The organism is Rhodococcus sp. ACS1 (assembly GCF_002300155.1).
Classification (GTDB): Bacteria; Actinomycetota; Actinomycetes; order Mycobacteriales; family Mycobacteriaceae; genus Rhodococcus_F; species Rhodococcus_F koreensis.
This window is the reverse complement of the sequence record NZ_NSDZ01000014.1, coordinates 198,504-219,272: the sequence shown is the minus strand read 5'-3', so window position 1 is coordinate 219,272 and position 20,769 is coordinate 198,504. Positions and strand designations below refer to the sequence as shown.

Annotated in this window: 22 protein-coding genes and 2 pseudogenes; 12 read left to right on the top strand and 12 right to left on the bottom strand. The window is 67.0% G+C overall.

Going from position 1 to position 20,769, the window contains the following annotated elements; genetic code table 11:
* The 7 genes and pseudogenes from CJ179_RS48755 to CJ179_RS48725 form a co-directional block, all read left to right on the top strand.
* Positions 1-321 (top strand): hypothetical protein (locus CJ179_RS48755; RefSeq protein WP_257016367.1); only part of this gene is annotated, 321 nt, incomplete at its 5' end.
* Positions 314-775: a hypothetical protein gene (locus CJ179_RS48750; protein WP_257016365.1), complete on the top strand. Its 462-nt coding sequence runs from the start codon at positions 314-316 to the stop codon at positions 773-775. The genes CJ179_RS48755 and CJ179_RS48750, both read left to right, overlap by 8 nt.
* Before the next feature lie 108 nt (positions 776-883).
* The gene (locus CJ179_RS48745; RefSeq protein WP_095866284.1) at positions 884-1,162 is read left to right on the top strand and encodes a hypothetical protein; all 279 of its coding nucleotides are present in this window, start codon (positions 884-886) and stop codon (positions 1,160-1,162) included.
* Entirely contained in the window at positions 1,159-1,428 is a 270-nt protein-coding gene (locus CJ179_RS48740; RefSeq protein ID WP_073365841.1) for a hypothetical protein, read from the top strand. Before CJ179_RS48745 ends, CJ179_RS48740 begins: the two co-directional genes overlap by 4 nt.
* Before the next feature lie 101 nt (positions 1,429-1,529).
* On the top strand, positions 1,530-1,907 hold the full coding sequence (locus CJ179_RS48735) for a hypothetical protein (RefSeq protein WP_257016364.1): 378 nt from the start codon (positions 1,530-1,532) through the stop codon (positions 1,905-1,907).
* Between the two features lie 133 nt (positions 1,908-2,040).
* Complete coding sequence (locus CJ179_RS48730; RefSeq protein ID WP_257016363.1) at positions 2,041-2,265, top strand: hypothetical protein; 225 nt, start codon at positions 2,041-2,043, stop codon at positions 2,263-2,265.
* 35 nt (positions 2,266-2,300) lie between these two features.
* Positions 2,301-2,588: pseudogene (locus CJ179_RS48725) on the top strand (hypothetical protein); the annotation flags it as partial.
* Positions 2,589-2,691: 103 nt separating this feature from the next.
* Here CJ179_RS48725 and CJ179_RS48720 read toward each other — a convergent pair.
* The 3 genes from CJ179_RS48720 to CJ179_RS48710 are packed head-to-tail and all read right to left on the bottom strand — an operon-like array spanning position 2,692 to position 6,826.
* Complete coding sequence (locus tag CJ179_RS48720) at positions 2,692-3,249, bottom strand: DUF6262 family protein (RefSeq protein WP_218834951.1); 558 nt, start codon at positions 3,247-3,249, stop codon at positions 2,692-2,694.
* On the bottom strand, positions 3,246-5,783 hold the full coding sequence (locus CJ179_RS48715; RefSeq protein WP_095866282.1) for a site-specific integrase: 2,538 nt from the start codon (positions 5,781-5,783) through the stop codon (positions 3,246-3,248). Before CJ179_RS48715 ends, CJ179_RS48720 begins: the two co-directional genes overlap by 4 nt.
* Positions 5,780-6,826: a tyrosine-type recombinase/integrase gene (locus CJ179_RS48710; RefSeq protein ID WP_179377966.1), complete on the bottom strand. Its 1,047-nt coding sequence runs from the start codon at positions 6,824-6,826 to the stop codon at positions 5,780-5,782. The genes CJ179_RS48715 and CJ179_RS48710 overlap by 4 nt, the downstream gene beginning before the upstream one ends.
* 208 nt (positions 6,827-7,034) lie before the next feature.
* Here CJ179_RS48710 and CJ179_RS48705 point away from each other — a divergent pair.
* A pseudogene (locus tag CJ179_RS48705) lies at positions 7,035-7,769 on the top strand (DNA ligase); the annotation flags it as partial.
* 608 nt (positions 7,770-8,377) lie between these two features.
* On the top strand, positions 8,378-9,082 hold the full coding sequence (locus CJ179_RS48700; RefSeq protein WP_095866299.1) for an SOS response-associated peptidase: 705 nt from the start codon (positions 8,378-8,380) through the stop codon (positions 9,080-9,082).
* A gap of 507 nt (positions 9,083-9,589) precedes the next feature.
* On the opposite strand, the gene CJ179_RS48695 is transcribed toward CJ179_RS48700, so the two are convergent.
* The 8 genes from CJ179_RS48695 to CJ179_RS48660 form a co-directional block, all read right to left on the bottom strand.
* On the bottom strand, positions 9,590-10,090 hold the full coding sequence (locus tag CJ179_RS48695) for an N-formylglutamate amidohydrolase (RefSeq protein ID WP_095866280.1): 501 nt from the start codon (positions 10,088-10,090) through the stop codon (positions 9,590-9,592).
* 60 nt (positions 10,091-10,150) lie between these two features.
* Positions 10,151-11,917 (bottom strand): arsenical pump-driving ATPase, encoded by a 1,767-nt coding sequence (gene arsA / locus CJ179_RS48690; protein WP_095866279.1) that lies wholly within the window; start codon positions 11,915-11,917, stop codon positions 10,151-10,153.
* A 17-nt stretch (positions 11,918-11,934) separates the two neighbouring features.
* On the bottom strand, positions 11,935-12,357 hold the full coding sequence (arsD, locus tag CJ179_RS48685; protein ID WP_095866278.1) for an arsenite efflux transporter metallochaperone ArsD: 423 nt from the start codon (positions 12,355-12,357) through the stop codon (positions 11,935-11,937).
* 35 nt (positions 12,358-12,392) lie between these two features.
* Positions 12,393-12,800: a low molecular weight phosphatase family protein gene (locus tag CJ179_RS48680; protein ID WP_095866298.1), complete on the bottom strand. Its 408-nt coding sequence runs from the start codon at positions 12,798-12,800 to the stop codon at positions 12,393-12,395.
* Positions 12,801-12,814: 14 nt separating this feature from the next.
* Positions 12,815-13,225 (bottom strand): arsenate reductase ArsC, encoded by a 411-nt coding sequence (locus tag CJ179_RS48675; RefSeq protein ID WP_095866277.1) that lies wholly within the window; start codon positions 13,223-13,225, stop codon positions 12,815-12,817.
* A complete protein-coding gene (gene arsB / locus CJ179_RS48670) occupies positions 13,222-14,307 on the bottom strand; it encodes an ACR3 family arsenite efflux transporter (protein ID WP_095866297.1) in 1,086 nt (361 codons plus the stop codon). Before arsB ends, CJ179_RS48675 begins: the two co-directional genes overlap by 4 nt.
* Positions 14,304-14,693: a helix-turn-helix transcriptional regulator gene (locus CJ179_RS48665; RefSeq protein ID WP_095866276.1), complete on the bottom strand. Its 390-nt coding sequence runs from the start codon at positions 14,691-14,693 to the stop codon at positions 14,304-14,306. The genes arsB and CJ179_RS48665 overlap by 4 nt, the downstream gene beginning before the upstream one ends.
* 76 nt (positions 14,694-14,769) lie before the next feature.
* Positions 14,770-15,300 (bottom strand): DinB family protein, encoded by a 531-nt coding sequence (locus CJ179_RS48660; protein ID WP_095866275.1) that lies wholly within the window; start codon positions 15,298-15,300, stop codon positions 14,770-14,772.
* A gap of 157 nt (positions 15,301-15,457) precedes the next feature.
* Here CJ179_RS48660 and CJ179_RS48655 point away from each other — a divergent pair, with 157 nt between their 5' ends.
* The 3 genes from CJ179_RS48655 (at position 15,458) to CJ179_RS48640 (ending at position 18,359) form a co-directional block, all read left to right on the top strand.
* Complete coding sequence (locus CJ179_RS48655; protein WP_095866274.1) at positions 15,458-16,837, top strand: rhodanese-like domain-containing protein; 1,380 nt, start codon at positions 15,458-15,460, stop codon at positions 16,835-16,837.
* Between the two features lie 388 nt (positions 16,838-17,225).
* Positions 17,226-18,002, top strand: coding sequence for a sulfite exporter TauE/SafE family protein (locus CJ179_RS48645; protein WP_095866272.1), 777 nt, complete (start codon positions 17,226-17,228; stop codon positions 18,000-18,002).
* Between the two features lie 87 nt (positions 18,003-18,089).
* Positions 18,090-18,359, top strand: coding sequence for a metal-sensitive transcriptional regulator (locus tag CJ179_RS48640; RefSeq protein WP_095866271.1), 270 nt, complete (start codon positions 18,090-18,092; stop codon positions 18,357-18,359).
* Between the two features lie 89 nt (positions 18,360-18,448).
* Here the strand turns inward: CJ179_RS48640 and CJ179_RS48635 are convergent, their stop codons facing one another.
* Positions 18,449-20,509, bottom strand: a complete 2,061-nt coding sequence (locus tag CJ179_RS48635) for an N-acetylmuramoyl-L-alanine amidase (protein ID WP_373560201.1) — start codon at positions 20,507-20,509, stop codon at positions 18,449-18,451.
* Positions 20,510-20,769 lie beyond the last annotated feature (260 nt).

The following is a 20,769-nucleotide window of genomic DNA, read 5'->3' as shown; positions in this document are numbered from 1 at the left end:
GGAACGGTGAACGAGTATTTCCCGCCCGACTGGGACAACCGCCCCCGCGTCGAACCCTGGAACGGCCACATCACCCGTCAGATGTGGCTGGCCAGGGACAAAGAGGACCTGGTCGGCATCATCGAACTGCTCGGCCACCAGATCACCACGGCGAAACAAGGCGCCCGCGACGCCGGCTATCTGGCCGACTGGCGAATCTTCCGGATGCTCGGCCAGGTACGACTCGGCGCCCGCGTGTACAACAACCTCGCCCGCGCACACCGCCGCGGCCGCAAGACAGTCCGGATCGATCAACTTCTCGAGGAGGCCACCGATGCCTGACCGCAACGACACACGCACCCCTCGCCGCGACTACCGCGCCCTGATCGACGGCCGAGAAGTTCAAGTCGTCGGCCATCTGCATACCTCTCCGAGCCACCCAGACCGCGGAGCCACGATCACTCCGTTCGAGGATCTGGCCGAACCGGGTTCCGGTGCAAACCTGTTCGCGCTGGTCTCGGTCCGCGGGGCTACCGATGTCACCACCGTCGATCCGAACACCGGCCTCAGGCACAACAAGTATTTCGAGGGCCTATTCGGGAAGCCCAACGGCACCAGTTGGTACCTGACACAAGCTGTCTACGACCCGCAGTCGCGTACGTACGCCCTCGGCTCGCAGGCGCTCGCCGCGGGGCTGAGCATTGGTGCACTGCACGATGACGTTCTCGAGGTGGTCAGTGGCGCTGGGTACGCTGCCTCCGCGGCCGTTCGGGTGCATGAATACCCGGTGCGATAGGGGGACTAGCACGGATCACCATCTCAACCGACAGACTCGAAAAGCGCCCCTGCGCACCCGAAAGCTATGGGCTCAAGCCCTGACCACCCGCAGTCACAAGAGGAAACAATGAACGCTCTCTTCTACAGCGGCCTCGTCCCGGCCGTACTCACCACACCATCGCTTCGGCGACTGCACAGCGGTGCCTTTATGAACTGGGTGGCCGCATTCGCATTGGCTGGGTGCGCAACGATGCTGCTGAGCGCACTGACCTCAACGGACGCAACGGTAATTCAGCGAGGAGCCGCCGCAGCCGCCGCTCTGCTCAGCGCCGTGATCCTGGTCGTGACCGTCGCACTCGTGACGAAGAAAGCAGCACGGCCCGAGCCGATGGACACCGACCGATGAAACGCGCCGCCTTCTGGGGATGGGCCACGGCCACAACCGTCCCGGAAGCCCTGACGAACGCGCTCGACGCCGCGGTGTCGACGATGCACCAGGAACTCGGTGCCGATGCGCACCCGGTTAACACCTCGCACACCACAACCATCCTCACCGATCAGGTCCACCAAGACCCAGGACTGCTCAAGAGCCTTCTCGGGAGCTCGACGGCAACCGTGAACCGCGAAGACCACGCCCTGGTCACCGTCCTACTGATCGGCGAAGTCTGGTAGCCACTGTGATTCGGAGATGAGACTGCAACGGGTGGCCGAACTCGCCGCACCTGCATAGCTCGTCGACCACGACCACCCGTGCAACTACCCAAGGAGCAGAGATGACCCCCAACGATCGCAACGCCCCGATTCCCGCCAACCGTGTCATCGACGAACCGTGGCGCACCGCGGTCACCGATGCCCTCTTCGCTCGCGTCAACGAACTCACACGCCTCTCACGAACGGGCATGAACCCCGCGGACAACCCTCCGCCGCTGGCGTCGCGACTGCATCGCGCTGAGGACCTGCTACCACTGGCCGCCACCACGCCAGCCATCGAGAGCGACACCGCACGACGCAAGAAACTGATCTTCGCGCCAGCGCTCAGCCAAGACGCTCTCGCCCGCCGCCGAACGGTCCTGCTCGACCCGACCACCAAGACGCCCGCCGACGATACCCAGGTCGTGCGCCTCGGCCCGCCCCACTCCGAACCCGAATAGGGGAGAGCGGAGCATCGGTCAACTCATGCAATTGACCTGGGGAAATGACACGTCCCCCATTTCGTGTCACGTCGAGAAGGGGACTTCATGAGCATCGAAAGCTGGCTGACGCTAGGGATCCTGGCGGCCGCCGGTGTTCCTGACCGGTGTGGTGGCGACGATCCTCGGGGTCGGTGGCGCCTGCATCGTGATGGACTACGCCGCGGCCGCGCTCGGCCCGGCCAGTTTTCTCCTCGGGGCCCTGGTGGGAGCCGTGATCGCCGGTACCGTGATGCGAGTGGGCAAACGTGAGCTGGAGTCGTGGACAGCGCACCTCGCCGACACCGCGATGGCACGTGTGGACGAACGCCTGCCCTGACCCCCTTCGCGGTCCCTCGAGACCGGGAGCGTCCGATGAGCGGAGCTGGGAATCGGCTGATTGCGCCGATGCTGGCCACCCCCGGGCCGCCGCCGGAGGACACCGAGCACCGCTGGGCCGCGGAGATGAAGTACGACGGCTGCCGCATCCTGGCCTCGATCGGCGGCCACGATCGGCCGGTGCTGTGGACCCGTAATCTCAACACGGTCACCTCCTCGTACCCGGAGGTGACCGAGGCGTTGACCGAAGCCTTCGGCGGTCGCGGCCGCATCGTCCTTGACGGCGAGGTCGTCGCCCTGTCGTCCGGTGGCCGGCCCTCTTATCACTGGCTGTCAAGTATTCGCCCTGGAGGACGCTATGGAGCGATGTGAGGCACGTAAGTTTCGTGGCTTCCGCCAAATCGTCAGGGTCGACGGTTCGCGCTGGTCAGCTATTGGTGCGCATCATGCGGCGCAGGCCCAAACGGGCGGCGATGAGGTCTTCCTCGGTTTCCGCGAGCTTCGCGGCGAGTGCGTCGTGCGCGGAGCGCGCCCTGTCCATGTCGCTGCGTAGAGCCTGGTTCTCGACAGTGAGCTCGTGGGCGCGCTGCTGCAGTGCGGTCGCGTCTGGGCCCTCCAGTTGCTGACCGATCTGACGTCGCAGCGCATCCCGAGTGGTATCGAGTTCTGTACGCAGACGTTTGATTTCCGCTCGGGCGAGTTCCAGGTCGGTGCGCAGGCTGGCGGGGCTGGCGGATTGGCCTCGAGCAGTTGCCCGCGAGGGCTGGTCCGCCTGTTGTCGACGTGCCTGATCGAGGTGCTCGCGCACTCCGGGTGCGTAGACGAGCCAGGTTGAGACGTTGGCGGCTTTTGCGACTGCGGCGAAGGTGATCGGCTCGTTCTCCTGGAGCATTCGCTCGATCATGGCGAGTGCGCGGGCGCGCTTCTCTTGGCTGTCGCGGCGGCGGGCTTCACGTAGAACATCGGCAGGGGTTCGGGTGGTCATTCGGTGGGGTTCTCTCGGCGGGTCACGGTCAGGGGCAGTAGTTTTCGGTGTTCGGCCGCACGGGTCTTGCGGAGCACGCGGCTGGCGTCCTCGATTCGCTCACGCTCGTCCGGAGGCATCGTCTCGAGCATGTCTTTGATCATGGCCACAATGGCGGTGAAGGCGTCGATTTGGTCGGTGAGGTTGCGCATGACGAATTCGTCGGCGTCCATGGCGTGTGCCGCCTCACGGTCGGCCTTGAGAGATCGAATGTGGTCTTCGATGGCAGGCAGGTAGGAGGCATCGGGCCGATAGAAGCCGCAGCCTGCGCACTGAAATCGGAGTCGGCAGCCTTTGCCGCCGGCCTTGACGTTGCTGGGCTCGATGCAGTTGCCGAAGGGGACAGCGACCGCGCGTGTTTGGTAGGCGGTGGCCGACGACATCGGTGCGGGTGTGCCGGTGCGGTCGGTGACCGTCAGGCGCATCGTTGTTATCGCCTCGCGTTTACGTTTCTGCGAAATGGCGTAGTAGCCCATGGTCGTTTCGACCGATCGGTGGTCCATCAGGTCCCGCAGGACGTCGACGGGCACTCCGGCATCGGCGTGCCGCTGAGCGTAGGAATGCCTGAACGCATATGGATAGATCAGACTGCGGTCGAACGGAACGGGGACACCGTCGTCACCGGCGACGTCGGAGTCCAGGCTGGGTAGGTCGTCGACCCAGGACCGTATCGCACTGGCCAATGAGCGCACGTGCATGTGGAAGTTGCGGCTGTTGGTGGTTATGGAGGGAAACAGGTAAGGCCTGGATACCTCGGGAATTGGTAGCTGTTCGGCGCGTGCCTGCCACGTGCGGATCGCGTCGGCGGTTTGGCGGAGGATCGGTAAGCGCCGACGCATCCGGCGGGACTTGTGGTTGTCCCAGACCAGCACGAAGTCGCTACCGTCCACTTGAAGGCAATCCGACGACAACGTGCAGAGTTCCTGGGGTCGGCGGCCAGTGTCTCGCAGAATGATGTAGACGGTCTGGAACATCGCATCGACGTCGGCCGGCGCAAGAGCGCCGTGGGCGATCCCGTTGCCCATTCGCGGCAGGTACCCGTCGAGTTGCTGGATCACCGTCTCAGGGATCGCCTTGCCCGTTTCGTCACCTGAGCGGTCCTTGCGGAGCTGGTGATGGCGCTGACGTGTGAAACCACCGGGGATCGAGTCCATCAGTCCGTTGACACGGCCAAACTCGAGCACGGCGAACAGCCTGGTCATCAGGGTCTGCCGGTACTGGTATCCCGCGGGTTGGCCGTCGAGTCGATTCGCGGTGCGGATCGCCTCGACGACGGCATCGATATCCGCCAAACCCAGTGCCGTGGGATCCTCGCCACAGTGCGGTCTGGCTGCGAGCGCGTCCGACGCCACCACACATGCTCGGACAGTGTCGCGGAATGTGGTGGTTGGGTCGGCATGGCGGACCCATGCGGTGAGGACCTGGCGGAACCATCGCTGCCGAATCTGTTCGACCGCAACAAGATTGTTGTCGATGCGTGTGCCCGTCGCCCGGTGCCGCCAGCCCAGGCTCACCGTGGCTCTCTCCAGATGTTGGGTGGCCAGCGGGTCGACGCCGCGGAACGCGTCGTAGGAAAGTCGCAGAACTCGATCCCAGTATCGAACATGTCCCTTGAGGTCGGCGTTGGTCCACCGCTTCACCAGCGTCTGGAAGTCGACCGAAAGCCACGTTCCGGTTCGAAGATCGAGATGTTCGTGCAGTTCGTCGATGATCCACCGCGTCGCGCCGGGATTCACTCTTTTGAGGTTCTGATCGCGATGCTGCAATACGTACATGATCTCGACGCGCAGAGTCGGGCCGAGCGGTCGCAACGAGAACTGAGCACCGGTCAGGTAAGGAGTCTGCCGTTCGATCCAGGACAATCGCACGGGCGTCGGTACTGCGACGGGAAGCTTCTCGACACGGCGGTACGCCTGCCACGCACGATGGTGGTAGATACACAGCTCAATCGTGGCTGCGAACTGCTGCTGTCCGCAGCCGGGGACACGGCAGGGCGGGAGCGCTGAAAGCGGTGTGGGTCTCGAACGGAGCCACTCGTCCATGTCGATGTCCGGATGGCGCCGGGTGTAGCTCCAGTATTGGCTGAAGTGGCTGCGGCACAGGCCTCGTGATTGCGCTGTTCTGGGACATCCGCCTGTCCCGCCGGGCACCTTACAGGTCTCGGCGATGTATCCCCGGTTCCGTTGGGGCGGAACGTGGGTGGCCACGAAAGTCTCGACATCCAGGCCGCTGGCGCGCAGCGCCTTACCGCATCGGCGGCATAACCGTCCGGTGTGGTTGAGGACGCCCGCCGTGCACGACACGGTCCGGCATTTGGACACCGCGGTGTGTGGATTGTCGTAGTCGCCGGTGAACACCAACGACTGCGGGTCCCACTCCCCGGGTCGCCAGTCGTGCACGATCTGCTGTTCGAGCCAGTCCTGCCATGTCACTGACTTACGGTGCTGTTGGGCTGCGGTCGCCCCCGCGTCCATCGGAACTGCGGCTGTGTTCACTGCGCATCCTCGTGTCGTGCGGCGACCCTCTCGATGGCGGCGCGTTTGTCGGTGTCGCTGGCATGGAGGTACGGGTTCATCGAACTCGCCGAGACATGTCCCAACAGGGCCTGGACGACGTCTCGATCGACACCTGATCGGATCCATTGGGTCGCGGCCGCGTGGCGAAGCATGTGGGGGCGCGCGGCGAACCCGGCCTCGGCGGAGAGGCGATCGAACAGGTCCTTTGCTGACGAATAGGTCATCGCCCGTCCGACTGTCCCGCGGAACAGGTTCACGAATACCATGTCGGATTCGGCGGCCGCGGGGACCTTGTCCCGTTCGAACTGGGCTTCGGCATAGAGACCGACCACATCGGCGGTGACAGGAATCGACCGCGGGTGGAGAGTTTTAGCCAGTGCTCCGTTGGTGTTTCGACGCCGACGCAGAACGTGGACATGCGGACCGCGGATCTGACAGCCCAGGGCGCGCGAGTCGGACAGCAGGTGTACATCCTCCCGTCGCATCCCGAGGGCTTCACCGATCCGCATCCCGGTGCAACTCATCAACCCAATCAGGAAACGATCGCGAGCATTGCGGGCGAGACGGAGCAGCACCTCGACCTGGTCGGTTGCCAACCATTCGTATCCGGCCTCGGCGACCCGATACCTGACCGTCTTGGTCCGTACCGTTCGATGCTGGTCGTTCTCTCCGGGGTCCATACCCGGTGGAAGGAACCGCAGAAACTTCGGTTCGGTCAGGCGATCGATCACCTCGGTGGGCACCCACCCGTACCTACCACCGAATCGCAGGAATTCGTACACCGTGGTGACGACGGCATTCGCGGAACTCTCGGAACGATAACGTCGCTGCAGTTTCGGCTTCCTTCCGCGAGGAGCGAGTGGCGTCTCGGCCAGCCAGTGCAAGAACCCCGTGAGAGCGGGAACGGAGATGTGCGACCAATTCAATCCGGCCGCTGCACAGTAGGACAGGTAGAGAGCGGTCCGGCCGGCATAGACGCGTTCGGTGTTTGGTGACCGGTCGAGGCTGCGCAAGCCGGACAAGAACGCACAGCCTTCCGAGTGCAACCGGTACTCCCGATCAACGATTACCCACACCGTCGTTTCGTCCGACGGCAATACCGCCCGCTCCGCCCGGAAACTCGGATCGGACAGTTCTAATGTCCCCAACGTGCCTCACACCCCTCCGATACTTGTCAGCCACATCGCTCGGACCCTACGTGGCCTACATGCCTGAGTCAGATTCGGAGCTGAAGATAAGCCGTCGTTCGCCCGCCTGCAGAAGCGGATGAACACCCTGCGCCCGACCACCGCACTGCAACGGCAGGTACCGGTCACCTTCCTCCCGTTCGATGTGCTCCGGCTCGACGGGGACGACCTGATGGGTGCCCCGTACCTCGATCGCCGCGTCGCCCTCACCGACCTCGGTCACCAACTCCAGGGCGCCGGTCTCCCCATCCAGGTCCCGCCACATTGGGAAGGCGTCGAGGGTGCTGTCATGCTCGAAGCGGTCCGCAGATCGGGTATGGAAGGTGCTGTGTTCAAACGTGTTTCGTCGATCTATCTACCCGGTCAGCGTACCCGGGCGTGGCGGAAGGTGTTGATCCGTACGCGGGTGAGCTGCTTGGTGCTCGGGTGGATTCCTGCCGGCGGGATGCAGCGCAACATGGTTGGCGCCCTCGTCCTCGGCGCCTACGACGACCGGGGCGCACTCCGGTATGTAGGGCATGTCGGGACCGGCTTTACTCAGGCTGGGCGCCGGCAGCTGGGTGAGCAACTGGCCGCCCTCGAACGTCCCACCAGCCCGATCGCGGCCGAGTTCACGGCCGCGGCCGCGGAACAGCGCGGTGTAGTGCGGTGGGTCGACCCGATTGTGGTGGTGGACATAGATGTCCGCGAGTACGGGCCCGGAGGACTCCGGCACCCCTCGTACAAGGGGCAACGACCCGATCTCGACCCGGAAGGGGTCTTCGTGCCCGAATCGTAGAAGACGTCTTCAGCTGAGGAGGAGTAGTAATGATGTCGCTGCAGGAGTTCGTGTGGTGGTTGCTCGGGGACTCGGTGTGGTACGTCCCCATTCCGGGCTTTCGGGAATGGATGGCTTCGGATAGCGCGTGGTGCGAGCGAAGAGAAGCCGCTGTCGCCTTCCCCGGTGACAGCGGCTTCGTTTCCTTCCCAGGAACTCTACGCAATGTAGGTCTTACCCGGTCAGGAAGACGGTGCCGGTCATATCGCCTCTCGGCAAGTGGTCGCTCGCAGCGACGATTCTGATGTGGTACCCGGGGTATGTCCCGCCACCGTCAGCCTCTTCAACGACCAGGTGCCGGGTGATATTCCGGCCAGTGCGGTCCGCAGGGGTCAGAACGGCGGCCACATCCCGGGGTTGGCGGGATTCGCATAGGGAAACAGGACACCCCAGAACGGCCACAACCAGGGCATATGGAAGGGGGAGAAGCGCCCCGGATCGCAGACTATGGCACGTTCCTCCGGCAGGTTGGCCCCGACCCACCCCCGAGGCTAATGCGTCCGTCACCGCGCTCGCGTCGGTCATGGCGTGTTAGATCGGGGCAGAAGATGTGACCAGGAGGGATGAACGTGTGCGGCCGCTACGCCAGTACCACCACAGACAAGGAACTGCGCTCGATCTTCCACGTCGACGAGGTCGTCGGTGACGAGCTGCGCCCGTCCTACAACATCGCCCCGACCCAGCAGATCCGGGCGGTCCTCGAGCGGGCGCCGCGGGAGGAGCCGGACGCGGCACCGGTGACACAGCTCAGGACGCTGACCTGGGGCTTGGTGCCATCGTGGTCGAAGGAAGCCAAGCTCGGCCGCCTGATCAACGCACGCTCGGAGTCGGTGACCGAGCGCCCCTCGTTTCGGGCCGCGGCCTCGAAACGGCGGTGCTTGTTGCCCGCCGATGGGTACTTCGAGTGGGAGAAACGCGACGGCAAGAAGATCCCACATTATTTGCACGGCGACGGGGTGCTCGCGATGGCCGGCCTGTACGAGCTGTGGCGGGACCGTGAGCTGCCCGAGGACGACCCGAACGCCTGGCTGTGGACGGCGACCATCTTGACCCGGCCGGCCACCGATGCGTTCGGACGCATCCACGACCGCTGCCCGGTGGTGTTGCCGGAGACGTTCCAGGAGCACTGGCTCGACCCAACCCTCACCGACAAGGACGACGTCCAAGCGCTACTCGCGTCGGTGCCCGATCCGGTCCTGCAGACCTACGAGGTCAGTACCGCGGTGAATTCCCCGCGCAACAACGGACCGGACTTACTGACGCCCGTGGCCTGACTCCGCAGCCGGATCGCGTTTCCCCGATCCGACGGGAGCCCCGACGACTTGCAACCTGACCGATACGACCTCGGTTCCGGCGATGGCGATCGACGTCGCAGCCAGCCAGAAATTCGCGTGACCAGCAGAAATGACACGTCCCCCTGCTCCGGGATCTGTGCACTGGTAGTGTGGTCGCCGCGCTCCCACCCGGGAGATTCCTGAGGTCTGTTGTGGTCGGCTTCAGAAGTGGCAATGAGCTTGTGGCACAACTGTATCCATGTGCTGCACGCGTCCCCGGGTGGAACAACCGACTCGATTCCGCCCCAGGGCGCCGTTCTCGTATTCAGAGCAGCGGCGACTGACTGTCTGTGGCAAGGGGGGATGGATCGAGACGGATGGAGGAACCGCATGAGCGAGCAGCGTGGACGTGACTTCAAGGTCGCACCCTTCGGAGGGCGTGCAGATCGAACACCCGAGGAAGCGAAGCCCGCAGACCGTGGTCCAGCTCTCGGCCGACCTGCCGGGTCAGGCCGTCGTGGGAATGGTGATCTCGGCTCTGCCGTCGATGGCCGATAGTTGGTAATGCGGGCAGGTGACCACCTGCCGAGGAACGGGAATCGCCTGACGGTCGGTGTCGACGTAGAGGCGGTATGCGAGCTGCCCGCGTCGATGGCTGCCGGTGCCTGGGTCGACGGCGCCGAGGAAGTACCCCTGCGCGTTGTCAACGGTTGAGAAGATCGCCCGCGCCCACTCGGCAGCCTCCGCGGGCGGCAGATACCGCGGCACGCCCGTCTGCGCGTCGACGGTGTGCACGATGACCGTAACGGCGAACCCGGCCGCCGCGGGAAACCACTGCTCGGCCGCGACGTCGAACGGTGCGATGGACGTGTGAATCTGCAGCTCGATGTCCGTTCCGGTGCGCGCCGCCGCTGTGATGATGTGGGGATCCGCCGAAGCATCCTGTACAGCCAGGTTCGGCAGCGCCTGGTGGCTGTCGGTGCGGATGCTGCCTGGATCAGCGGACATGGGGCAAGGGTACGGGCCGCGGAATGCTGCTCACCCCGGGCAGGACAAGGCAGCCGAGTGTCAGGTCGCCGGTACCGCCTCGCCTGCCGCGGTGAGCGCGCGGAGCGCCACTGCACCGATGGGCTCGCTTGCCTGCATCGGTACGACCGCGACCCGCGGGTACGCTGCGGTGACGGCGCCGATCTCCTCCAGTTCGGTCGCGGCCCGCTGCCGCAGCAACGGCGACGTCGGATGGGCGGCGGCGAGGGAGTTGTTGACCACCCACGCCCACGGCTCGATCCCCGCGCGCTGCAGGTCCGCTTGCAGGCCTTCGGCCTCGAGGCGGGGGGTGGTTTCGGCGAGGGTGACCAGCAGGACCTTCGTCTCCTCCGGGTTCTGCAACCGCATCAACGGGGTGGTGAAATTCGAGTTGTCACCCATCTGGCGGGCGATCTCCCGGTGGTAGGACCCGGTGGCGTCGAGCAGCAGCAGGGTGTGCCCGGTGGGGGCGGTGTCGACGACGACGAACCGGCGCCGCGATTCGTGGATGATCCGGGAGAAGGCCTGGAAGACGGCGACCTCTTCGGTGCACGGCGAGGCCAGGTCCTCGGCCAGGGTGGCGCGGCCCTGCTCGTCGAGGGTGGCGCCCTTGGTCGTGAGGACCCGCTGCCGGTACTGATCGGTGGCCTCGGCCGGGTCGATCCGCGAGACCTGCAGGCCCGCGAGGTGCCCGTCGAGGGTGTCGGTCAGGTGGGCGGCCGGGTCGGTGGTGGTCAGGTGCACCTGGTGCCCGCGCTGGGCGAGGGCGACGGCGATCGCGGCGGCGAGGGTGGTCTTGCCGACCCCGCCCTTGCCCATGCACATGATCAACCCGTGCCCGTCGTCGGCGAGTTCGTCTACCAGCGCGGACAGCGGCGCCTGCGGCACGATCACCTCGGGAGCCGGAACCGTCGGTGCGGCTGCGGAGTTCGGGGTCATGAGGGTGTCGAGGGCGGCGATGCCGACCATGTTGGTGGCCTTGAGCTCGACCAGGTCGAGCGGCAGCCCGGCCAGTTCGGTGGGCAGGTCGGCGAGCGCGGCCTGCTCCCGCAGGTAGATGGCGGCGGCCAGCTCGTCCCCGGGCTCAGGGGTGGGGAAGACACCGTTGATCACCACGTGTTGGCGGGTGAGCCCGATGTCGGCGAGTTCGGTGTGGGTGCGGGCGATCTCGGCGAGCGGGGACCGCTGCGCCCGGGCGACCAGCACCAGGCGGGTCCGCTGGGGGTCGGCGAGGGCGGCGACGGCGCCCTCGTAGATGCTGCGCTGCTTGTCGAGCCCGGACATCGGGCCCAGGCAGGAGGCGTCGCCCTTGCCCTCGTTGAGGAAGTCGGTCCACGATCCGGGCAGTTGCAGCAGCCGGATGGTGTGCCCGGTGGGGGCGGTGTCGAAGAGCACGTGGTCGAACCCGGTGACGGTGTCGTGGTCGGTGAGCAGGGCGGTGAATTCGTTGAACGAGGCGATCTCGGTGGTGCACGACCCGGACAGCTGCTCGGTGATCGACGCCAGTTCCTTCTCCGGCAACAGCCCCCGCACCGGTCCGATGATCCGTTCCCGGTAGGTGTCGGCGGCCTGCTCGGGGTCGATCTCCAAGGCCGACAGGCCCGGGACGGCCGCGACCGGGGTGACGGTGTTGCCGATGGTCAGCCCGAACACCTGCCCGACGTTGGAGGCCGGGTCGGTGCTCACCAGCAGCACCCGCTTACCCGCGCGCGCCAGGGAGATGGCGGTGGCGCAGGCGATGGAGGTCTTCCCGACCCCGCCCTTACCGGTGAAGAACAGGAAGCGGGGCGGAGTGTCGAGGAACTTCATGAGCGGTTCAGAGCCTTTCAGCAGCAGCTGGTGCCGCTGGTGTCGGTGGGGGCGCAGCAGGACCCGGCGTCGGCGGTGTCGGTGAGCCCGAGCATCGCAATCCCGGCCGGAGCCGCGGCCGCGGTGGTGGTGTCGGCGCTGATGCCGGCCCACTTGGAAAGCTGGGCACGGTCCGGGTAGCGGCCGGTGATCGCGGTGATCCCGTCGACGAGCACCAGTGGTAGCCCCTCGGATCCGGAGACCTGCAGGAACGCCTTGACCGGTTCGCGCTCGGCGAACGCGAGCGGTTCGCTGGCCAGGTTGAATCGGGCGATGTCCCCGCCCTGGGAGCGGACCCAGTCCAGGTCGGCGGAGAAGGTGACCAGCGCCTGGTCGACGTCGTCACCGCAGACACCGGTGTTGCAGCACAGGGCGGGTTCGAAAACTTCGATGGTGGACACGGTTGCTCCTCGGGCGGTTCAGGATTCGGTTGTGGTCAGCTGGTCAGCTGGTCGGCGAGCCGAGTGACGCGGGCGGTGATGTCGTCGCGGACCAGGCGCATCCGCTCGATGCCGTCGATGCCGCGCTCGGACGGCTCATCGGTGTCCCAGTTCTCGAACCGGGTGCCCTCCACCGGGTCGACGCGGGCCTCCCGGCCCAGGGTGACCACCAGATCGACGTCCCGGACCAGCTCCGGGGCGACCAGTGTCGGGGTTTCCCCGGTGATGTCGACCCCCACCTCGAGCAGCGACTCCGCCGACAACGCGTTGACAGCGGTGCCTGGTTTGGTGCCGGCGGAGTACACATCGACGGATTCGCCGGCTGCTTTGCGCATCAGCCCGGCGGCCATTTGGGACTTGCCGCCGTTCTTCACGCACACGAACAACACGGAGGGCTTACTCATGGTGGTCACCCGGTTCAGGCGGTGGCGGGGACGAGTTCGGCGATCAGCGCCTCGACCTTGGCCTTGATCTCGTCGCGGATCGGGCGGACCGCGTCGACGCCGCGGCCGGCCGGATCCTCGAGGACCCAGTCCCGGTAGCTGGTGCCGGGGAAGACCGGGCAGGTGTCACCGCAGCCCATGGTGATGACCACGTCGGAGGCCTGCACCGCGTCGACGGTGAGAATCTTCGGGGACTCGGCGCTGATGTCGATGCCGAGTTCGGCCATCGCCTCGACGGCGGCCGGGTTCACCTGATCGGCCGGGGCGGATCCGGAGGAGCGGACCTCGATCTGGTCACCGGCGAGGTGGGCGAGGAATCCGGCGGCCATCTGGGAGCGGCCGGCATTGTGGACACAGACGAACAGGACGCTGGGTTTCGAAGTCACGAGGAAAGAACCTTTCCGGCGGTCGTGAAGCGGGAGCGCAGCGCCAGGGACACATAGACCAGGCCGACGAGGACGGGGACCTCGATCAGCGGGCCGACGACACCGGCCAACGCCTGCCCGGAGGTGGCGCCGTAGGTGGCGATGGCCACGGCGATGGCGAGTTCGAAGTTGTTGCCCGCGGCGGTGAACGCCAGGGTGGTGGTGCGTTCGTAACCCAGTCCCATCGCCGCGCCGAGGGCGTAGCCGCCGCCCCACATGATCGCGAAGTACGCCAGCAGCGGGATCGCGATGCGGACGACGTCCCACGGCTGGGAGGTGATCTGCTCACCCTGCAGGGCGAAGAGGATCACGATGGTGAACAGCAACCCGTACAGCGCCCACGGCCCGATCCGGGGGATGAACTTTGTCTCGTACCAGGTGCGGCCCCTGGCCTTTTCGCCGAAGCGGCGGGTCAGGTAGCCGGCGAGCAGCGGGATGCCCAGGAAGATCAGCACCGACTTCGCGATCTGCCACGGCGAGGTGTCGATGGTGGTCTGCTCGAGGCCGAGCCAGCCGGGCAGAACCGAGAGGTAGAACCAGCCGAGGACGGCGAACATGATCACCTGGAACACCGAGTTGATCGCGACCAGCACGGCGGCTGCCTCGCGGTCACCGCAGGCGAGGTCGTTCCAGATGATCACCATGGCGATGCAGCGGGCCAGGCCGACGATGATCAGGCCGGTGCGGTACTCGGGCAGATCCGGCAGCAGCAGCCAGGCCAGGGCGAACATCAGCGCCGGACCGAGGACCCAGTTCAGCACCAGTGAGCCGATGAGGAGCTTGCGGTCGCCGGTGACGGTGTCGAGCCGGTCGTAGCGGACCTTCGCCAGCACCGGGTACATCATGATCAGCAGGCCGAGGGCGATCGGCAGCGAGATGCCATCGATCTCGACGGCGGACAGCGCGTCGCCGAGCCCGGGGATCATCCGGCCCAGGAGCAGACCGGCGACCATGGCGACGCCGATCCACACCGGCAGGAACCGGTCGAGGGTCGAGAGCTTGCCGACAACGGCGGGGTGATCGGTGGTGGTTACCTCACTCATGCCGGTACCTCCGCCGCGCACGCCGCGGAGGGGACGACCGGTCCGCTCTCGGTGAGCAGCACGGCGGACAGCTGCTGCAGCGCGGAGGGGATCACCCAGTAGTAGACCCAGGTGCCGCGGCGTTCACAGTCCAGCAACCCCGCCGACCGGAGGACTTTCAGGTGATGCGAGATCGTCGGCTGGGACAGATCGAACGTTTCGGAGATGTCGCACACGCACGCCTCACCGCCGGCATGGGACGCGACCAGGCTCAACAGCCGAAGCCGTACCGGGTCACCGAGCGCCTTGAACATCCGGGCCAGATCCCCGGCCCAGTCCTCGGTCAGCGGTTCCCGTACCAGCGGCGAGCAACACGCACCGCTCTCCGACACCTCTTGTTTCGACATACGTCGATATTGACAGACGTCTAATTAGTAAGCAAGCGAACATACGGTGAACGCGGTAGCCGAGGAGTCGGTGGGGTCAGTCGAGGGTGAGCTGGTCGCGGTGGAAGTCGAAGTGCTTGCCCGGGTACCGGTAGACCTGTTCGAGGGTCATGGTCTCGGTGAAGAACGGATCCCAGCGCACCGGGAATGCCATGCTGCGCCGCAGATTCGTCTCGGATTCCTTCGCCAGCGAGCGTTGCAGCTTGCCGATGACGCGGTCGCACTGGCGGCCCATCCGGCGGCGATTGAACACGGTCGCCGCCGCGCACGATCCGAGGTAGTTGATCTCGTGGAACACCGGTGTTGTCGTGTCCAGGGCGCGGGCGAATCCGCGGCCGATCGGGTCGGGCAGCCGGGAGAACGCTCGGACCAGCACCAGGAGTCGGCGTACCACCATGTAGCCGAACACCATGTGGAACAGCAGCTGTTCGTTGGTCCAGCGGGTGCCGTTCGAGCGGCGGTCGAAATCCCCCGGCGAGGCGCTGCCCAGGAGTTCGTGCAGCGCCCGGCGGGCGCGTTCGAGGTCGGCGGCGATTTCTGTGCGATCGACCGGACACTGATCGGCCATGGCGACCTCCTTGCCCGCGGTTGCCTATCCAGTCTGCCGCGGAAGTCGCCGCGGCACCCACCTTTGTTAGATACCCCACGGGGTACTTGCATACCCCAGGGGGTATCAGGCAGCCTGGTCGTATCGCAGTGAAGTTCCCTGCCCAGGAGGAGAGCGGATGATTCTCGAGCAGTACTACATCGAATGCCTGTCGCACGCGTCGTACCTGATCGGCGACGAAGCGACGGGTCGGGCGGTCGTGGTCGACCCACGCCGGGACGTCACCGAGTACCTCGACGACGCGCGCCGGTATGGGCTGACCATCGAGGGCGTGATCAACACCCACTTCCACGCGGACTTCGTCTCCGGGCACCTGGAATTGCTGGAGGCGACCGGCGGCTGGATCGGCTTCGGGGATGCGGCGCAGACCGAGTACCCGATCCGCCGGTTGGCGCACGGCGAGCATCTCTCACTGGGCGAGGTCGACCTCGAGGTCCTGGCCACCCCGGGGCATACCTGGGAGTCGATCAGCCTGCTGGTGCGCGAGACCCCGGGCGCGGTCCCTGCCGCGGTGCTGACCGGGGATTCACTGTTCATCGGCGATGTCGGCCGCCCGGACCTGGCCAATCTCGGGGGCGGCAGCACCACCGACCTGGCCCGCGCGATGTACCGCACCATTCATCGGGTGCTGTTGCCGCTGCCGGATGCGGTGACGGTGCTGCCCGCGCACGGCGCCGGGTCGTCCTGCGGGAAGAATCTGTCGGCAGAGCTGACCTCGACCATCGGGGAGCAGCGCCGCACCAATCCGTCGGTGCAGCCGATGAGCGAAGCGGACTTCGTCGCCTTGATCACCGACGGCCAACCGGCGGCGCCGGCGTACTTCGCGGTCGATGCCGCCCTGAACAAGGCCGCTCGCCCGGTCCTCGATCAGCACCGCCGGGTTCCCGCGGTGACCGCGGCCAAGCTGCGTGCCGCGCTCACGGCCGGGGTCCGGGTGCTTGATGCCCGCAGCGTCGCCGATTTCACCGCCGCGCACCTGCGCGGATCGGTGAACGTCGGTTTCGACGGCCGGTTCGCCGAAACCGGTGGGATGGTCGCCGACATCGGTGAGGACATCGTGCTGATCACCTACCCCGGGCAGGAGCAGGACGCGGCCATGCGGCTGGCCCGCATCGGCTCCGACGCGGTGATCGGCTACTTCAACACCGCCGCCGACGGGACGTTCCCGGGTGGGCTAGCCGATCTCGTCCGGACAGCGCCGCGGACCACCGTCCCCGAACTCGACAGCCTGCTGGCCGACGGCGCGATCACGTTGATCGACATCCGCAATCCCGGCGAACGCGACTTCGGTGTGATTCCGGGATCGGTGCCGATCCCGTTGCCGCAGCTGCGCTCCCGCGTCGGCGACCTGCCGGGCGACAAGCCGATCGTGGTGCACTGCGCCGGCGGATGGCGGTCGAGCGTCGCCGCCTCACTGCTCCGCGCCCACGGGATCGAGCAGGTCAGCGACCTCGTCGGCGGCTACAACGCCTGGGCCGACCAGTCGACGCCGGCCTGACCTTCTCCGCTCTCCCGCACACCCGATGTGCCCGGCGCCCGAACCCGGCGGCGGGTGTGGCGGTGCCGGAAGCGGCTGCGCCGCACAGAATCTCCCCGGGACATACCGGGGTTGCACCAACACCCTTGATTTTTACCAGGAGGACTGATCATGTGTTATCCCGTCGAGTGCCGCCGATGCGGAAAAACGACCTGGGGAGGCTGCGGCCGGCACGTCGACGATGTCATGCAGTCGGTGCCGGCATCCGAGTCCTGCTCCTGTGCGGCGGTGCCCTCCGAGACCGTGCCGCGGGCCGGGTTCTTCGGCTCCCTCTTCCGCCGCTGACCACTACACACCCACCCCGCGCCGCCGGGCACGAGATGACTCTTCGACTCCCGAGGAGGAGCCGGTGACGATTGCGCTGGCCCTGACGCTCGGGGCCGTCATCGGCATCCTGCTCGGCCTCCTCGGTGGCGGCGGATCGATCCTTGCCGTCCCGGGCCTGGTGTACGGGCTCGGGATTCCGCTCGAGCAGGCGGTGCCGATGTCGCTGCTCGTGATCGGCGCCGCCTCGCTGTTCGGGGCCGCACCGAAGATCCGGGCGGGGCAGATCCAGTGGCGGGTCATGGCGGTCTTCGCGATCACCGGTGTCGCGGCCGCCTTCGCCGGCAGCGCGGTGAACCGGCTGCTGCCGCCCGCGGTCACGATGGGAGGGTTCGCGGTGGTGATGATCGCCTCCGCGATCCGGATGCTGTCGAGCACCGAGAGCGTCGGGACCGCCTGCCGCGCAGACGGCGCCTCGGCCATCGACTGGCGCCGCTGCACATCCCGCTCCGTCCCGGCGGGACTCGGTGTCGGCTTTCTGACCGGGCTGTTCGGGGTGGGCGGCGGTTTCCTCATCATCCCCGCCCTGGTCCTGCTGCTCGGGGTGCAGATGGCCGTCGCGGTGGGGACGTCACTGCTGATCGTCGCCGTGAACTCCGGGGCGGGGCTTATCGCCTACCTCGGTCATCTGCGCCTGGACTGGGCGCTGGTGGCGGCGTTCAGCGTGACCGCCGTCGGTGGGTCGCTTCTCGCGGGCCGGTACGGCGGGCACGTCGACAAGGCCCGGCTGCAGCGGTGGTTCGCCGTCCTGATCGTCGCGGTGGCCGGTCTCGTCCTGATCGAGGTGCTCGTGCTGCGCTGACCCGCACTCGCGAGCGGCCGGCGCGGCCACTCATATACCCCGGGGGGTAGCCTGGGGCAGGTTATTTCTTTCATGGAAGGATTCGTCATGGTCGGTGACGACGACAGTGTGGCATTGGTGCTCAACAGGCTTCGGCGGGCGCACGGACAGCTCGCGGGGGTGATCTCGATGATCGAGCAGGGCCGTGACTGCAAGGACGTGGTCACCCAGCTGGCCGCGGTGTCGCGGGCGCTGGACCGGGCCGGGTTCAAGATCGTCGCTTCCGGTCTGCGGGAGTGCCTGACCGGCAACACCGCCGAGAACGCCGAGCCGATGACCGAAGCCGAGCTCGAGAAGCTGTTTCTGGCGTTGGCCTGACCGGGCGCCGCGCACGGCGGGACCGATGACGATCGGGACAGCGCCCGGCACTGCGACCCCTCGGCGTTCGGGGCGCGATAAGCGGCGTGTCAGCCCGCGGGTGCGGGAGCCGGGGCAGGTTCGACCGGAGCCGGGGCGGGCGGAAGTTGCGCGGGATCAGCGACCGACGGCAGCGGGGGCACTGGTGCGTCGGCGTCGTTGTAGGTCTTGAGGACCGTGGTGACGATGCCGGTGAGCTCGTTGAAGATCAGGGAGCCGTTCTCGAAGTCGGCGCGCCGGCCACCGGGGATCGGGTACTCGTCGGAGGTCGGCAGGCCGATTTCGCCGGTGTCGGCGCCGAGGTTCTGCCAGGTCTTGAAGATTTCGCCGAGCACCGACCACACGCCGGTGGTGGAGGTGTAGACGGCGCCGTGGGTGAACTTCGCGGCGCTGTTGCCGGCCTTGGCCTGCAGCAGTCCGGTGATCGCCGGGCCGAGTCTGCCGGTGTCGCCGCCCTCGGCGACCCATTTCTGTGCGACCGGGGACGGGTCGGTGAGCCGGAGCAGTTCGGTGACCAGGGCCGGGATTCCGGCGCCGAGACTCGAGCTGGCGTCGGTGCCGGGACCGCCGGACGGCGCCGGGGTATCGCCATCGCCGGATGGTGCCGGGGTGTCGCTCGCCGGTGCACCCGACGCGAGGGAGGCGTTGCCGCCGTCGAGGTGGGCCGCGGCGATCTGCCGGATCTCGTCCATGTGCCGGTACCCGGCGTCGCCGTTGCAGCTGGTGTTGCCGACGTCGCGGTGCGCGAAGATGATCGGCAGGTCGACCGCTTCCCCCTGCGCGTAGGGGGTGAATTCGGTGCCCTCGGAGTACATGGTGGTGTGGCCGAGCGGGTCGAGGCCCGCCTTGCCCAGCTTCCAGCCGAGGAACTTGCCGACCGAGTCGATCGTGGCCTGCGGCGGATCCTCCGAGGAGAAGTTGCCCATCATCGCGATACCGGTGGTGTTTTCGTTGAACCCGCCGGCGTGGGCGCCCTGGACGGGACGGTCGAGACCGCCGGCGCGGCCCTCGAAGATCTGGCCGTACTTGTCGACGAGGACGTTGTAGCCGATGTCGCACCAGCCGAGTGTCTGGGCGTGGTAGGCGTAGATTCCGCGGACGATCTCCGCGGACTCGGCCTTCGAGTAGTCGTTGCTGCCGTCGGTGTGGTGCACGATGGCGCCGCCGATGAAGTCGTCGTAGTCGGGGTCCTGGCAGCGGATGGACTCGTCGGCCCCCCACTGCTGGCGGCTGATGACCTTGGGACCGCCGCTGTCGAGCGGGCTCGCGATGTCGCCGAGGGTGGCGTCGCCGGGTCCGCTGCCGGGTTCGATCAGCACGGCGGTGACGTCGTCGTTGCCGGTCTGCGCGGGCTGCCCGCGCAGGGGGGTGTTGACCGAGGCGGGGGTGTACCCGAGCGGCGCCGCGCCCGCAGGCGCGGGAGCCGGTGCCGGGGCGGGTGTGGGGACGGGGACCAGCGCTTCCCCGGGTGTCGCCGGGACGGCGGGAAGTCCCGGAACGGCCGCGGCCGCCTGATTCGTGAGCGGGGTGAGGATCTGGATCGCCTTGGTGAGGCCGACGTACACGGGCTCGGTGGCGACCTTGCCGCCTGCGGCGGCCTGGTCGGTGCGCCGGGTGTCGATCGTGTCTGGGGACAGCCACTGTCCCCAGGTGCCGTCCGCCTGCAACGCGCGCACCTTCGACTCGGCGGAGGCCGCGGTCTGCGAGGTGAGCGCCACCATGCTGAACGGGACGTCGCGGGTCAACTCCTTCACGACCGCGCCGGGCTGCTGATCGGCGGGCGGCGCGAGCCTCGGATCGGACACGTCACCGGGCGCGGGCACCTTCAGTGGGATCTGCAGGTTCGGCAGCTGGAGGCCGCCGGGCAGCTGCAGGTTGCTCGGGATCTCAATCGTGTCGGGAAGCTTGATGTTCCGGAGATCGCCGATGTTGACGTCGGGCAGGTTCAGGCCGGTCAGTTCCTTCAGGGGGATCACGATGTCCGGGATTTGGGACAGGGCGACCTGGGCGATCTGCGTGGATACCGTGGTGGCCTGGGACTCGTTCGCCGAGCGCACTCCGGCCGGGGTGCTGGTGAGGCCGTAGACCGCGACGGGACTGGCGACGGCCACTGCCGCGATTGCCGCGACAACGAGTGAAGGACTCCGGCGGCGGTACAAGGGCACTCCTCGGTTGCAGTTTCCCGAACATCGGACCGTGCGAGGTTGGTGCGTGGAGCTGGACGAATGTCTTGTTCTCCGAACAGCATCCGCTCCAGAAGCGGCCCCTGCGACCGGCGCCCGCCGGTCTTGATCACTCAGGCCACTCTAGTCACAGCAGGCGCAACATTCAATCTGAGGTTGAGACTTTGGGGGTTGCGCGCCGGTGGTGA

Coding starts and splice junctions, on each gene's coding strand:
- CJ179_RS48750 (WP_257016365.1), top strand. CDS start 314: ATGCCTGACCGCAACGACACACGCACCCCTCGCCGCGACTACCGCGCC.
- CJ179_RS48745 (WP_095866284.1), top strand. CDS start 884: ATGAACGCTCTCTTCTACAGCGGCCTCGTCCCGGCCGTACTCACCACA.
- CJ179_RS48740 (WP_073365841.1), top strand. CDS start 1,159: ATGAAACGCGCCGCCTTCTGGGGATGGGCCACGGCCACAACCGTCCCG.
- CJ179_RS48735 (WP_257016364.1), top strand. CDS start 1,530: ATGACCCCCAACGATCGCAACGCCCCGATTCCCGCCAACCGTGTCATC.
- CJ179_RS48720 (WP_218834951.1), bottom strand. CDS start 3,249: ATGACCACCCGAACCCCTGCCGATGTTCTACGTGAAGCCCGCCGCCGC.
- CJ179_RS48695 (WP_095866280.1), bottom strand. CDS start 10,090: ATGTCCGCTGATCCAGGCAGCATCCGCACCGACAGCCACCAGGCGCTG.
- arsA (WP_095866279.1), bottom strand. CDS start 11,917: ATGAAGTTCCTCGACACTCCGCCCCGCTTCCTGTTCTTCACCGGTAAG.
- CJ179_RS48680 (WP_095866298.1), bottom strand. CDS start 12,800: ATGAGTAAGCCCTCCGTGTTGTTCGTGTGCGTGAAGAACGGCGGCAAG.
- arsB (WP_095866297.1), bottom strand. CDS start 14,307: ATGAGTGAGGTAACCACCACCGATCACCCCGCCGTTGTCGGCAAGCTC.
- CJ179_RS48665 (WP_095866276.1), bottom strand. CDS start 14,693: ATGTCGAAACAAGAGGTGTCGGAGAGCGGTGCGTGTTGCTCGCCGCTG.
- CJ179_RS48660 (WP_095866275.1), bottom strand. CDS start 15,300: ATGGCCGATCAGTGTCCGGTCGATCGCACAGAAATCGCCGCCGACCTC.
- CJ179_RS48655 (WP_095866274.1), top strand. CDS start 15,458: ATGATTCTCGAGCAGTACTACATCGAATGCCTGTCGCACGCGTCGTAC.
- CJ179_RS48640 (WP_095866271.1), top strand. CDS start 18,090: ATGGTCGGTGACGACGACAGTGTGGCATTGGTGCTCAACAGGCTTCGG.